Raw genomic sequence first — 13,946 nt, 5'->3', positions numbered from 1 at the left:
TTATTTCACATCTGCAGCAACTTGCATTTGAACAATAATATCAGGATCACGGACAATTCCGCTTTTTCCAATACCTTTCTTGATCATATCAACAAATTCCATCCCCTCGGTCACCTGTCCCCAAACCGTATATTTTCCATCCAGAAAATGCGATTGGGCGGTAACAATAAAGAACTGGCTGTCTGCGCTATGCGGAGATTGGGATCGTGCCATGGAAACGACACCCCTTTCGTGGGGTATGTTTGAGAATTCTGATCGTAATTTTCGACCGGAGCCTCCTCTACCCGTTCCAGTGGGGTCTCCTGTTTGCGCCATAAAATCTTCTATGACGCGATGAAATTTGATTCCATCGTAAAATTTTTCTCTCGTTAGTTCTTTTATTCGCGCGACATGCTGCGGGGCAATGTCTGGCAGCAACTCTATAACGACGCGGCCATATTTTAAATCAAGATATAAGGTATTTTCCAAGTCAGCTGCCTGGCTTGATTTCTGTGGGATCATCAGAATACCTATAAACGCAAGGATCAATGAAATTTTTGAGAATTTGTTCAACAACATACTATTCCTCATATTTACGCGTAGCACGGGGTTATTCCCATTTTGACCAATAAAAGCATGGTTGTAGTATACTGACTATTTAGCAAATTAACGTCTTTTTTTATAGCAGATAAAAAAAACAAAAACGAAGCTTGACCATATTGTTCTGGGTGCCTATGTTGCAGCCGCATTGCGACGGTTCTTTTTATATTAAGGTCTTTGTTGGCAATGAACTTCTCACATTGTGGGCCCGTAGCTCAGTTGGTAGAGCAGCTGACTTTTAATCAGCGGGTCACAGGTTCGAATCCTGTCGGGCTCACCATTTCATTTCCATAGAAGTAAAATGTTTTCCAATAAGGGAAACAAGCGAATTTAGCGTAAACCGGTATTTCATACCGACGGGATTACGTTATTTTTTCTTTTTAAAGTTTTCAGCCAATGCCTCAGCTTTTTGAATTTTTTCCGCGTCCATTCTGGCGCGAAAATATTCTTCCTTCTGAATTGCACCTTTAATTCCGCTCCTGGCGGCAAGAATAGCCCATTTTAAAGCTTGTACGTCATCTCGTGTGACGCCTTGGCCCATTCCGTACTTGCTGGAAATACTGTTTTGCGCTTTGCTGTAGCCGCGATCGGCGGCCATCTCAAACCAAAGGGCTGAGGCGGTGTCATCGACATTGATGCCATAGCCGTCTCGATACATTTTTCCAAGATTGTATTGTGCTTTTACCAAACCGGATTTAGCTGCCTTCTCAATATATTGAAATGCAAGATCCGGGTTTTCAGGGACTCCGATTCCAAATTGATGTATTTTACCGAGTGTATATTGAGAGGCTGCAAAGTTCTTTTCTGCGGCTTGGCGTAGATAGTTTATTGCTTCAACATTCCTCTTTTCAGCCAAAAGTGACAAAGCAAAATTATGAAGAGCTGGAGGATATTCTGATTCAACAGCACGGGTGTTCCAATATGCCGCTTTGCTGGGATCTGCATCCACCCCTCGCCCTTCCTCATACAGAACAGCCAGATTGAACTGGGCTTGGGCATTCCCTGCATCAGCCAACGGTTCCCATATTTCAAACGCCTCGACAAACCGTCCTTGTTGGTAATGGGACCATCCGGCCTCAAAATCCAGTTGTCTGGCCAACGTCGATGACAGCATCATAAATGTAACGGCACAAGCGACAGCAACCCCCGCTATAGCCCTATTAAAGCCGGTGGCATGATATCCATGGATTTTACTGCTCATAACTCAGAATTCCTAATAGAGAGGCTGCGCAGACAATCTTTCAGCCCGGATAGTCAATAAAGTAATGACGCCTTCGATCCCGTCGTCCTTCAACACGCCATCAAAATGCTCCCGATGGCTCAATGCAACACTAATATCGTCAATCACTAAATCAATAATGTAAGGTTTTCCCTCAAATTCACGTACCCGCCATAGAAGCGTAACAGAGGTTCGCTTAGGGCGGTTCAATTTCGTTTTAACAAAACTGTCTCGAGATCCGTTTTCAGATGAGGATAGAATATCAAATCTATCTCCAGGATATCCACCCAGCTGGCTCCCATAAGCCTGAAGATAAAAATCACTAAACAGGTCAATGAATAAATTTCGTTGGGTGCTGCTCAATGTTTGCCAGGTTGGACCGATGACAATCTCGCTGATAACATCAAACCTAAAGTCGCCCTCAATCGCCTTGACAAAATGAATTTCGCGTTCTGACAATGTGTCTTCAGTCGTGGAAAGAATTAATTTTGCTTGTTCAGATAAGTCCAGAATAAGCTGTTCAGCGCGGTCAGATCTATCTCCTGCGATTGCAACCACAGTCGATACCTGAACAAGGAGCAAACTGAAAGTACAAAAGAATACGGTACGAAAAACGGTCAACAACTGTTCCCTCGTTAGGACACGTGAACCAAAAATAATTTCCTGAACTGCATTTTGAAGCTAATAATGAAAATTGCCAAGTAGTTCTGTTAATTTGGCCTCTGTTTCAACATTTTTTGTTCTAGTTTGGCCAGCCGCTCTTCAATTTCAAAGATCCGCTCATCGCGTTTCGCTATTATTTTTTCAAGGTCACCATTTTTGAGATTTGCAAAACCAGATAACCATTTTTCCAGATCTTCAACGCGTTCACCATTGCCATCATCTCGCAATATATCCAGTACTTTGGATAAAACATCTTTTTGCCCAATTGTGACACGTACATTCATTTGGATTTTGTCAGTCATCTGCTTTCCTTTGATTTATGCCGTATCGCCCAAGCGGGCGGATGTAGCAACGCATAGCGTTAGCTATACAAGAAAAGCGTAACTAGACTCCTAACGAGACTAAAATATTCTAGTCGATATTGCAGATGGTGCTCGCACCCAGCAACACAAATTTTAGATAAGGCAATGATCTTAATGAGAAGGTGACCCACGACAGCAGAAAACCACTATGCTGCTTTCAATTACATCTATGCAGCAAGAATATTTAGGCAACATTGTACCTTGACAGTACTACTAATTCCCATGCTACGGGGATGGATGACCAAAATAAAAAACACGGAAAATAAAGGCTGTCACCTAAATATCAAAGCAACGATCTGATTTGCCACCAACAGCGCGATTGTCGAATGTACGTTAAAAATATTCGTCGTGAGGAAATGATTAAAATATTTGGAGAAATAGATTGGAGAAATAGACTGGATGGAGTTTAGACGGAGATCTGTTTGCCCTCATTGCAAGAGAGCTGGATGGGACAGGAATATTGGTTTTATTTGGCCCGGGTACGGAGCGGGCTAACAGGCAGTGAAGGCAATCAACTCACTATTTTTCTCTTTTTTTTAAAACCGCCAAGGCGGAAACAAGTCACAAAAAAAACGGAGCGCCGTTTAGGGGCACCCCGTTTCTCTTGTTATCTAAAACAGGAGTAGGTTCCTGTATCACCTGATATTTGACTCTGTTGATATAAACAAGTAAACACTATTTACGTGTTTTTAAATAAAATGGATACTATTAATGGTAAGATTCTTTTCACTCTTTTTGCTGTTTGCCCTTTCTGCCTGTGCGTCACCCTTACCCGAAGAAGCCCGATTTCCGCATTTTACGGATCCTATTGGCGATAAAGAAATATCAATTGCAATTGTGGACCATCGGACCTTTATCTTGAACGGCGATAAGGAGCCATGGTTTGAAGGAATTTTTCGGGGCGAATTTGGAATTCCTTTTTCTCACGCCCGCCCAGTGCCTGACACTGCACAAGGGACAGATAAAACGCAGCCTTTTGCATTATATCTTTCGAAAATGATCAAGGAAGCTGTTGAAGAAGCGGGCGCCAAAGGGGAAATAATTGAGATTGCCGCGGGGACTAATTTAGAAGAAACCCGGAATATTTTGGCCACAGAAAAGAACCCCGCCTTGTTGGGTATAATGCGCCATTCCCGTTTTGATTCCGGTTTTTCAGCAGATTACCGATATGATTTTCAGTTTGTTGTTTTGGATTCGGAAAATAACATTCTCGCGGATAAAACTTTTGCCGCTTGGGATGAGACAATTCCACTGAGCGACAAATATAATTTATTCGACATGTTCACGGAAATTTACAGTCAAAAACTAACACTCATGTTAAATGATCCTGAAATAAGCAATGCGCTAAAAAACCTGCAAATTAGTTTAACAGACGGATAGGCACAAAAAAAACGGGGCGCAGGTGAAGGCGCCCCGTCCCTATTAATGAATGTATGGTACTGGGAGTATTATTCCTGTTTTTCCTTCCAGACACGGCTAGTGTTGAACATTGGAAATTAGCTAAGGATGCCGCGCACATTTTGCAAGATATGGAATGACAATGTGTCCCACGGTGGTTTACCGCGTGGGACACGACACCATATAAGCTATTGAAAAAACTATAATAAATTTTTGGATGTGGTGCCCGCACCCGGACTTGAACCGGGAAGCCCTTACGAGCGGCAGATTTTAAGTCTACTGTGTTTACCAATTTCACCATGCGGGCAGCGGGGAACAACCTAATGCCAGCCGCGTACGGAAACAAGTGGATATTGTTGCAAAAGTGAAATTTTTTAGAAATCGAACTGCTATGTTTTAAAGTAGAGAGGTCTTATGTAGTTTCAACAATTTCTACTTTCATATCTTGTAATATTTTCTTCAATTTTTCGAAGGCTCGATCAAGGTCCAATTGATTGATGGATCTTAAGACCAGATTGGTTCCAACTTCTCCTTGTCTGAAAAACGGATAGGAACCCATGGATACATCCGGGAATTCATTTTGCAATGCCCCTAATTCACCGGCAATCTTTCCTTCCGGCAGTCCAGCACCAATTGTCCTGCTCAACATACGGGCGCCGCCGCTGATCCGCGAAATTATTCCTTCAAACATTGCTTGCATTATTATTGGCACACCCGCCATAACAAACACATTTTCAACTTGAAAACCTGGTGCTTTGCTGACGGGATTGTCTATCAACAAAGCACCTTCTGGAATACGAGCCATTCGCATGCGGGCCTCATTGAACTCTATGCCACTATTTTCATAATGTCGGGTCAGTATATTCATGGCTTCAGGGTGATAGCCAATTTCAATATTGAAAGCGGCTGCGATAGAATCAGCCGTAATATCGTCATGTGTGGGGCCGATACCACCAGTCGTAAAAACATAGTCAAACTTCTTCCGCAGAGAATTAACGGCATTAATGATTTCATTTTCTATGTCTGGAATTACCCGTACTTCGCGTAGCTGGACACCCTGCTCAATCAACTGTTCAGCCAGATAGACCATGTTCTTATCTTTTGTGCGCCCCGACAATATTTCGTCGCCAATGACGATGACTGCAGCAGTCACGATCTTTAAGTCTGACGGTTTCTGTTCAGAGACACTCATCCTCAACTCCTAAATTTCTACCTGTTCTTAAAAGTATTTTTTCTTGAAGATAAACAGTTTAAAATGAATGTATATAGTGTAAATCCAGCCAACTACGCCAAAGGTCCACATGCAGTTTCCATTCCCCCTGTTAAGAGGTCAATTGATCAAGCGATATAAGAGATTTCTATGCGATGTAGAGCTGGAAAACGGAGGGATTGTTACAGCGCATGTTGCAAATTCCGGGTCAATGATGGGATTGAAGGAGCCCGGGCTTACGGTTTGGCTGTCTCCAGCAAATAATCCCAAGCGAAAGCTTCAATATAGCTGGGAGCTTGTAGAGATTGATAACGGATTGGTTGGTATAAATACATCCTTGCCAAACGGAATTGTAGCCGAGTCAATCTCTGCTTCAAAAATACCTTCCCTAACCGGATATGATACGCTTCGCCGTGAGGTTAAATACGGGGAAAACTCACGGATCGATATTCTGCTGTCCGACAGTGATAAACCCGATTGTTATGTTGAAGTAAAAAATGTCACATTAAAACGCGAGGAAGATTTTGCTGAATTTCCCGATGCTGTAACGTCTCGCGGGACAAAGCATTTGAAAGAATTGGGAAACATGGTCAAAGATGGCCATAGAGCGGTGATGTTTTATTTGATTCAAAGACAAGATTGCAAAGGTTTCGCCCTCGCCCATGATATTGATCCAGCTTATGCCGAAGCTTTTACAGTTGCGCGAAAAATGGGCGTTGAAATATTATGCTATGACTGTCATATAACGACCCATAAAATTGAACTTGGAACAGCCCAGCCGTTAATAGATTAGCTTTTTTTCGCGGTAAAATAGGGTAATATTCTAAAAAAGATGAACCATTATGAAATATGTTAATAGTAAAGACACACCTGAACGTAACACTGGCGTTATAAAACTTCATGGTCCCGAAGGGTTTGAAGGAATGCGAAAAGCCGGTCAGCTTGCCGCCGAAACATTGGATATGATCACAGAACATGTTTTACCGGGGGTTACGACCGACCATCTCAATACTCTTTGCCACGATTTTATTACGGAGCGTGGGGGTGTTTGCGCACCCTTGAATTATAGAGGGTTTCCAAAATCAATTTGCACATCGATTAATCACGTAGTGTGTCACGGAATACCTGGCCCTAAAAAACTAAAAGAAGGCGATGTGTTGAATATCGACGTGACCCCTACCCTGGATGGTTGGCACGGAGATACCAGCCGAATGTTTACGGTTGGAAAAGTCAATGTCAAATCCTCGCGTCTTATTGATATTACATATAAATGCTTGATGAAAGGCATAGAAGTGGTCAAACCTGGTGCTACAACAGGCGATATTGGGTATGCCATTCAAAATTATGCTGAAGGCAAAAGATGTTCCGTAGTCCGGGATTTTTGCGGTCATGGTCTTGGTCAGGTTTTCCACGATGTCCCGAACATTGTTCATTATGGCACTCCGGGTGAAGGAACTGAATTGCGAGCAGGAATGATTTTTACGATTGAACCCATGATCAATCTGGGAACTTGGCAAGTAAAAGTTCTTGAGGACGGCTGGACTGCCGTAACGAAAGACCGCAAATTGTCTGCTCAGTTTGAACATTCGTTAGGTGTTACAGATACGGGCTATGAGATTTTTACAAAATCACCGCGTGGCCTTGATTGTCCACCCTATGCCATCTAAACGGAAATCGACTGAAGAAAAATTCCGCCTCAAGGAACTTGAGCCAACGCATTATGTTTTTGGGCTAGAGGAAAATAACTCGGCTGCGTTAAAAAATAGCTCTGACAAAATTGGCCACCGGGAGCGGATGCGAACCCGAATTTTAACTTCTGGCGCGAACAGTCTTGCCGACTACGAAATTCTCGAAATGCTGCTGTATGCCGCAATTCCCCGCCGTGATACAAAACCGCTGGCTAAACTCCTCATTTCTGAGTTTGGAAATCTTGCAAATGTTTTGTCCGCAGAACCACAGGTTCTTCGAAAAATAGACAAAGTTGGGGATGCCGTTATCGCCACTTTAAAAGTAGCTGAGACATTGGGACAAAAATTGCTTCGTAGTAAAGTGGAAAAGAAAAATGTCCTCAGTTCATGGCAAGCGCTACAAGATTATTGTCAGGCCGTTATGGGAGATAAAAAAATTGAGCATTTCAGAATACTCTTCCTGAATAACAAGAACCATTTGATATCAGACGAGGTACAACAATCCGGAACCGTAAATCATACCGCCGTATATCCCCGTGAAGTTGTAAAGCGGGCTCTGGAACTCTGTGCAACATCCTTAATACTTGTCCATAATCATCCGTCAGGAGACACAACCCCCTCCAAAGCAGATATTGAAATGACAAAAGAAATTCTCGTTGCTGCAAAGGCTCTAAATATCAAAATTCATGATCATTTAATCGTTAGTAGCGAAGAACAAACAAGCATGAAATCTTTAGGTCTTTTTTAAATTTACTTAGTTGTTGGAATTTAACTACTCCAAAATTTAAAGAGAAGGTGTTGAGCTTCCAAAGCATCTCTGCTAGTCAGTCTTCGAATAATCCAAACCATCGAAAAGGCGCTTTTTGCTTTTTCCCTTCATAAGGTACCTCATTATGATTCCCCGTTATGCCCGACCCGAAATGACTGCCATTTGGGAACCTGAAAGCAAGTTCCGCATTTGGTTTGAAATTGAGGCTCATGCCTGTGATGCACAAGCGAAATTAGGTGTTATACCTGAAACTGCCGCAAAAGCAGTCTGGGAACGTGGACAATTTGATATTGATAGAATTGATGAAATCGAGCGGGAAACGAAACACGATGTAATCGCATTCCTAACCAATCTTGCGGAATATGTCGGTGATGACGCGCGTTTCGTGCATCAGGGCATGACCTCTTCTGACGTTCTGGACACCTGCCTCTCTGTTCAGCTGACAAAGGCGACAGACATCCTTCTTGAGGATATGGATAGACTTCTTGAAACATTGAAAGCTAAGGCAATTAAACATCAGGATGATGTATGTGTCGGTCGTTCCCACGGTATCCATGCTGAACCGATTACATTTGGCCTTAAAATGGCCCAAGCCTATGCAGAATTTAACCGAAACCGCACCCGTTTATTACATGCGCGTGAAGACATAGCCACATGTGCGATCTCCGGAGCGGTGGGTACTTTTGCCAACATAGATCCCTTTGTAGAAGAGCATGTTGCAAAAGCACTCGGGTTAACCGCTGAACCAGCTTCCACACAGGTTATTCCCCGTGATCGGCATGCGATGTTCTTCGCGACCCTCGGTGTGATAGCCAGTTCCGTTGAACGGTTGGCAGTTGAAATTAGACATTTACAGCGGACGGAAGTATTGGAAGCTGAAGAATATTTTGCGCCTGGCCAAAAAGGTTCTTCCGCAATGCCTCATAAACGTAACCCAATTCTCACTGAAAACCTGACGGGACTTGCCCGACTGGTTCGTATGGCAACCATTCCGGCCATGGAAAACGTCGCGTTATGGCATGAACGCGACATCTCTCATTCATCTGTAGAGCGAGGCATCGGCCCGGATGCGACTATTACCCTGGATTTTGCTCTCGCCCGTCTGACTTCTGTAATTGAGAAGCTGGTGATCTACCCTGAAAACATGATGGCAAATATGAATAAGCTGGGCGGCCTCATTCATTCTCAGCGTGTTTTGTTGGCCTTAACCCAAGCAGGCATTAGCCGTGAAGATGCTTATCGGTTGGTACAACGAAACGCCATGCGGGTTTGGCGCGAGGGAGCAGATTTCATGGAGCTGCTTAAAGGCGATGAAGAAGTTATGGCCGCATTATCTGCTGAGGATATAGAAGGTGTTTTTGATTTGGAATATCACACCAAACATGTATCAACTATTTTCAAGCGTGTGTTTGGCGACTAAAAATGAAGGAGCGCAGGAATACTGCGCTCCTCGCTCATTTTGACGTTTTAGCTTTCGTTCATGAGTTGGTCCCGGGCCGTCCCCATCAATTCTTCCATTTGCCGCCGAATTCTGTGATCGGACATTTCGACACCTTTATCTGTCAAATCACCGCGTACTTTTCGAAATACATCATCGTCGCCTTTTTCTTCCAAATCAGAAATAACAACTTCCTTGGCATAGGCATCTGCGGCATCACCCTGAAGATCCATTAAATCTGCGGCCCATAAGCCCAACAGTTTGTTGCGGCGCGCCATGATTTTGAATTCCAGATCCTGATCATGAGCAAATTTGCTTTCGTGGCCTTTTTTGAGATCGTCTAAACCTGCCATAACTTCATTCCTAGCATTTCAATAATTCTGTAAACTTAATTAATTTCAACCTGTTAACTATCCTTATACCTAAGATGGCGTTCAACGCCTAGTGCTACAAGATTTTTTTTAAAAATAATCATGCTTTTCACGCCCGGGAATGGTTGTATTTACGGGATATCTGAATTATGTTCCGCTTGCTTGAAACGAAGGTTTTGGGCAAGACAAAGACGAGATACCTCTGAAGGTTTCATATTGACGATGTCTTAACCGTAATACAGGCGCAAACCCGCCTCTTCAATAAGTTGGAGTTACATCCATGACCCGACGTAGACGTGTCTACGAAGGCAAGGCAAAGGTTCTTTTTGAAGGACCGGAACCTGGCACACTTGTTCAGTATTTTAAAGACGATGCCACTGCATTTAATGGTGAGAAAAAATCGACGGTAACCGGTAAGGGAGTTTTGAATAATCGTATTTCAGAACATCTGATGACAAAGCTGTCTGATATCGGCATTCATAATCATTTCATTCGACGTCTTAATATGCGCGAACAGCTGATTAAGGAAGTAGATATCATACCCGTCGAGGTTATTGTCAGGAATGTTGCAGCCGGTTCCATATGCAAAAGACTGGGAATAGCAGAGGGAACACCCCTTCCCCGGACGATCGTGGAATATTGTTTTAAATCCGATGAATTGAATGATCCAATTGTATCGGAAGAGCATATTACGGCATTTGGCTGGGCGAACCCGCTTGAGCTGGACGATATTATGAGCCAAACACTTCGCGTAAACGATTTTCTGCTGGGGTTATTTACGGCAATTGGTATCCGGCTTATCGATTTTAAGCTGGAATTCGGACGCCTTTATGATGGCGAAGAAGTTCAAATTATACTGGCCGATGAAATCAGCCCTGACAATTGCCGGCTTTGGGATGCCACGACGGACAAGAAGCTGGATAAAGATAGATTTCGCCGTGATCTAGGCGGAGTTGAAGACGCATATCAGGAAGTCGCTCGCCGGCTCGGAATTATGCCGGAAAGTGGCCCCGGAGATTTAAAAGGTTCAACTGCAATCCAATAGGCGCGTCAAAGCGCCTTTTCTTTTTAGGTGAGTATGAAATGAAAGCACGAGTCCATATTTCATTAAAAAATGGTGTTTTAGATCCGCAAGGAAAAGCCATTTCCAATTCTCTTCATGGCCTGGGTTTCGAGTCTGTTCTCGATGTACGGCAAGGGAAAACGATTGAGCTGGATCTGACTGATATGAGCAAGGAAACCGCTGAGACGGAAATTGACAAAATGTGTCAGCAGCTCCTTGCAAATACTGTCATTGAAAATTATTCCATTGAACTGATTGATTGAAGAAAGAGGACCTTCCTGCCATGAAAGCTTCTGTTATCGTTTTTCCTGGTTCAAATTGCGATCGTGATTTAAAAGTTGCCCTTGCCGCTTCCATGGATGCTGAACCCGATATGGTCTGGCATGGAGACAGCGAGCTTCCCGAAACAGATCTAATTGCGATTCCCGGTGGATTTTCCTACGGTGACTATCTTAGATGCGGTGCCATGGCTGCCAATTCTCCTGTTATGCGGGAGGTGGTCAAAAAAGCACAGAATGGAACCCCGGTTGTGGCCATCTGTAACGGATTTCAAATCGCGACGGAAACCGGAATGTTACCGGGTGCCCTCCTCCGTAACGCTGATCAGAGTTTCGTCTGCAAAGATGTGGACTTATTGGTTACGTCGGAAAACAATCGATTTGTCGGTTCGTTCAAACAGGGTCAGGTTGTTCGGTTTCCAATTGCTCATCATGACGGTAATTATTTCGCCGATCAGGAAACTCTGGATGAACTCGAGGGTGAAGGACAGATTGCCTTTAAATATGCAACGCAAAGCGGTGAGCTTACTGAAGATGCAAATCCCAACGGTTCATTGGGGAATATCGCGGGCATATATAATAAAGCAGGGAATGTTCTAGGTTTAATGCCGCATCCGGAACGATTAATAAGCGATGCTCTCGGGGGAACCGACGGCAAGAGCTTTTTCGATAATCTCGTGAATTCTATCGCCTGAGTAAAAACATGAATGAAATCACCCAAGATATTGTTGCTGAGCATGGTTTGACAGAGGGCGAGTATGAAGAAGTCCTTTCCATATTAGGTCGAACGCCCAACCTGACGGAACTCGGGATTTTTTCTGTTATGTGGAGTGAACATTGCTCCTATAAATCGTCCAAGAAATGGCTAAAAACACTTCCAACAGATGCGCCGTGGGTGATTTGCGGACCCGGTGAAAATGCTGGTGTTATCGATATCGGAGACGGACAGGCGGCCATATTCAAAATGGAAAGCCATAATCACCCCTCATTCATCGAACCCTATCAAGGAGCGGCTACGGGTGTCGGCGGGATTATGAGAGATGTTTTCACCATGGGCGCCCGGCCGATAGCAAATATGAATGCGCTGCGATTTGGAAGCGCCGATCACTCAAAGACCCGGCATTTATTGGCGGGAGTTGTTGCCGGTATCGGCGGTTATGGGAACTGCATGGGCGTTCCAACCGTTGGAGGAGAAACAAATTTTCACCCCTCTTATGATGGAAATATCCTCGTGAATGCCATGACAGTTGGTTTGGCGGATACTGACAATATATTCTATTCGGCAGCTGCCGGCGTTGGAAATCCAGTTGTCTATGTCGGATCGAAGACGGGCCGCGATGGAATTCATGGTGCCACCATGGCGTCAGCAGAATTTGATGATGACAGTGATGAGAAGCGGCCAACAGTTCAAGTCGGCGATCCATTTACGGAAAAACTCCTGCTGGAAGCCTGCCTTGAACTGATGGCAACTGATGCCATTGTTGCGATTCAGGATATGGGGGCTGCCGGTCTGACGTCCTCATCCTTTGAAATGGCTGATAAAGGCGGCGTCGGAATTGAGCTAAATCTTGATTTAGTACCGATGCGTGAAGAAGCCATGACACCCTATGAAATTATGCTGTCGGAAAGCCAGGAGCGAATGCTCATGGTCCTGAAACCAGGCCGTGAGGAAGAAGCCCGCAAGATTTTTGAGAAATGGGAGCTGGATTTTTCAGTTATTGGGAAAGTCACCGATACAGGACGAATGGTCCTGACAATGCATGGCGGGACCGTTGCGGACCTTCCCGTTGCACCTCTCGCGGACGCAGCCCCTGAATATGACCGGCCCTGGGTAAAAACTGAGGCTCCCGCTGTCATTACTGCTGAAGATGTAGCCGCTCCCAATGATTTGGGGCAGGTATTGCTCAAGATTATGGGCTCCTCTGAAATCGCCAGCCGAAAATGGATTTGGGAACAATATGATCACATGGTCATGGGGGATACTATCCAACGTCCGGGCGGGGATGCTGCTGTTGTCCGAATTCATGATACAGAAAAGGCGCTTGCCATCACAACTGATTGTACGCCCCGATATTGTTTCGCCGACCCACAATCTGGCGGCGCGCAAGCTGTTGCTGAAGTTTGGCGCAATATTACGGCAACCGGTGCCCAACCCCTTGCCATAACCGATTGCTTAAATTTCGGAAACCCGGAACGCCCGGATATCATGGGCCAGTTCGTCGGTTGCATCGATGGCATGCGGGACGCCTGTGAAACACTGGATTTTCCGGTAATTTCAGGCAATGTCTCCCTCTATAATGAAACAAACGGTCAGGGCATTCACCCTACTCCGGCAATAGGCGGTGTCGGGTTGCTTCAAGACACATCCAAAATGACAACATTGGCGTTTAAAAGCGCAGGTGATGTGGTTCTTTTGCTCGGAACCCAAACAGGTCATATGGGGCAGTCAATTTACTTACGGGAGATCGAAGGCCGGGAGGCCGGCGCACCGCCCGTCGTTAATTTGTCTGATGAGCGAAAAAATGGCGATTTCCTGAGAAATATTATCAACTCAGATTTAGTGACCGCGGCTCATGACGTTTCTGATGGCGGCCTTGCTGTGGCGCTGTCTGAAATGGCCTTATCTGGAAATTTGGGTGCAGATATCACGCTTTCAGGTGATTTACCGCCTCATGCCGCGCTTTTTGCTGAAGATCAAGGCTGTTATGTGATAACCATAAGCCCTGAGAAATGTGATGATGTTCTCAAAATGGCCGAAAAAGCGGAGGTTTCACTTCAACGACTTGGAACGATCGGTCATAATGAATTGAAAATTGCTGGTGCTTTGACCATATCCCTTGATATGTTGAGGCAAGAACATGCAAACTGGTTGCCTTCATTAATGGCAGTTCAGACACGTAAATAGGAG

The 13,946-nt window shown here is 44.5% G+C and carries 15 protein-coding genes and 2 tRNA genes; 10 read left to right on the top strand and 7 right to left on the bottom strand.

The genetic code is table 11. The features are described from left to right. A complete protein-coding gene (locus tag NBZ79_RS09970; protein WP_420854602.1) occupies positions 1-501 on the bottom strand; it encodes a peptidylprolyl isomerase in 501 nt (166 codons plus the stop codon). A gap of 282 nt (positions 502-783) precedes the next feature. Here NBZ79_RS09970 and NBZ79_RS09965 point away from each other — a divergent pair. Next, positions 784-859: transfer RNA gene (locus tag NBZ79_RS09965), tRNA-Lys, on the top strand. Between the two features lie 87 nt (positions 860-946). On the opposite strand, the gene NBZ79_RS09960 is transcribed toward NBZ79_RS09965, so the two are convergent. The 3 genes from NBZ79_RS09960 to NBZ79_RS09950 all read right to left on the bottom strand — a co-directional run bounded on the left by NBZ79_RS09960 (position 947) and on the right by NBZ79_RS09950 (position 2,763). After that, entirely contained in the window at positions 947-1,594 is a 648-nt protein-coding gene (locus NBZ79_RS09960) for a tetratricopeptide repeat protein (protein WP_251932234.1), read from the bottom strand. A 198-nt stretch (positions 1,595-1,792) separates the two neighbouring features. Further along, positions 1,793-2,419 carry an MlaC/ttg2D family ABC transporter substrate-binding protein gene (locus NBZ79_RS09955; protein ID WP_251932233.1) on the bottom strand — a complete coding sequence of 209 codons (627 nt, stop codon included), beginning with the start codon at positions 2,417-2,419 and terminating at the stop codon, positions 1,793-1,795. Positions 2,420-2,508: 89 nt separating this feature from the next. After that, the gene (locus NBZ79_RS09950; protein ID WP_251932232.1) at positions 2,509-2,763 is read right to left on the bottom strand and encodes a hypothetical protein; all 255 of its coding nucleotides are present in this window, start codon (positions 2,761-2,763) and stop codon (positions 2,509-2,511) included. Between the two features lie 771 nt (positions 2,764-3,534). Here NBZ79_RS09950 and NBZ79_RS09945 point away from each other — a divergent pair. Further along, the gene (locus NBZ79_RS09945; protein WP_251932231.1) at positions 3,535-4,203 is read left to right on the top strand and encodes a hypothetical protein; all 669 of its coding nucleotides are present in this window, start codon (positions 3,535-3,537) and stop codon (positions 4,201-4,203) included. 238 nt (positions 4,204-4,441) lie between these two features. Here NBZ79_RS09945 and NBZ79_RS09940 read toward each other — a convergent pair. Continuing rightward, a tRNA-Leu gene (locus NBZ79_RS09940) sits at positions 4,442-4,528 on the bottom strand. A 105-nt stretch (positions 4,529-4,633) separates the two neighbouring features. Beyond that, positions 4,634-5,413, bottom strand: a complete 780-nt coding sequence (locus tag NBZ79_RS09935; protein ID WP_251932230.1) for a competence/damage-inducible protein A — start codon at positions 5,411-5,413, stop codon at positions 4,634-4,636. Positions 5,414-5,522: 109 nt separating this feature from the next. On the opposite strand from NBZ79_RS09935, the gene sfsA reads away from it, so the two are divergent. The 4 genes from sfsA (at position 5,523) to purB (ending at position 9,308) form a co-directional block, all read left to right on the top strand. Continuing rightward, positions 5,523-6,224 carry a DNA/RNA nuclease SfsA gene (gene sfsA, locus NBZ79_RS09930; RefSeq protein ID WP_256470200.1) on the top strand — a complete coding sequence of 234 codons (702 nt, stop codon included), beginning with the start codon at positions 5,523-5,525 and terminating at the stop codon, positions 6,222-6,224. A 49-nt stretch (positions 6,225-6,273) separates the two neighbouring features. Beyond that, on the top strand, positions 6,274-7,098 hold the full coding sequence (gene map / locus NBZ79_RS09925) for a type I methionyl aminopeptidase (RefSeq protein WP_251932228.1): 825 nt from the start codon (positions 6,274-6,276) through the stop codon (positions 7,096-7,098). Further along, entirely contained in the window at positions 7,043-7,867 is an 825-nt protein-coding gene (gene radC, locus NBZ79_RS09920) for a RadC family protein (protein ID WP_251932227.1), read from the top strand. The genes map and radC overlap by 56 nt, the downstream gene beginning before the upstream one ends. A gap of 145 nt (positions 7,868-8,012) precedes the next feature. After that, positions 8,013-9,308: an adenylosuccinate lyase gene (gene purB, locus NBZ79_RS09915; protein ID WP_251932226.1), complete on the top strand. Its 1,296-nt coding sequence runs from the start codon at positions 8,013-8,015 to the stop codon at positions 9,306-9,308. A 47-nt stretch (positions 9,309-9,355) separates the two neighbouring features. Here purB and NBZ79_RS09910 read toward each other — a convergent pair whose 3' ends face one another. Beyond that, the gene (locus NBZ79_RS09910; RefSeq protein WP_251932225.1) at positions 9,356-9,679 is read right to left on the bottom strand and encodes a DUF1476 domain-containing protein; all 324 of its coding nucleotides are present in this window, start codon (positions 9,677-9,679) and stop codon (positions 9,356-9,358) included. A gap of 298 nt (positions 9,680-9,977) precedes the next feature. On the opposite strand from NBZ79_RS09910, the gene purC reads away from it, so the two are divergent. Genes purC through purL form a run of 4 tightly spaced genes read left to right on the top strand, consistent with a single transcriptional unit; the run spans position 9,978 to position 13,943 of the window. After that, entirely contained in the window at positions 9,978-10,742 is a 765-nt protein-coding gene (gene purC / locus NBZ79_RS09905; RefSeq protein WP_251932224.1) for a phosphoribosylaminoimidazolesuccinocarboxamide synthase, read from the top strand. A 38-nt stretch (positions 10,743-10,780) separates the two neighbouring features. Further along, positions 10,781-11,023, top strand: coding sequence for a phosphoribosylformylglycinamidine synthase subunit PurS (purS, locus tag NBZ79_RS09900; RefSeq protein ID WP_251932223.1), 243 nt, complete (start codon positions 10,781-10,783; stop codon positions 11,021-11,023). Positions 11,024-11,043: 20 nt separating this feature from the next. Continuing rightward, positions 11,044-11,733 carry a phosphoribosylformylglycinamidine synthase subunit PurQ gene (gene purQ, locus NBZ79_RS09895; RefSeq protein ID WP_251932222.1) on the top strand — a complete coding sequence of 230 codons (690 nt, stop codon included), beginning with the start codon at positions 11,044-11,046 and terminating at the stop codon, positions 11,731-11,733. 8 nt (positions 11,734-11,741) lie between these two features. Next, positions 11,742-13,943, top strand: a complete 2,202-nt coding sequence (gene purL / locus NBZ79_RS09890) for a phosphoribosylformylglycinamidine synthase subunit PurL (protein WP_251932221.1) — start codon at positions 11,742-11,744, stop codon at positions 13,941-13,943. Positions 13,944-13,946 lie beyond the last annotated feature (3 nt).

The organism is Sneathiella marina (assembly GCF_023746535.1).
GTDB classification, from domain to species: Bacteria; Pseudomonadota; Alphaproteobacteria; order Sneathiellales; family Sneathiellaceae; genus Sneathiella; species Sneathiella marina.
The sequence above is the reverse complement of the archived record's forward strand: the minus strand, read 5'-3'. Positions and strand labels throughout refer to the sequence as shown.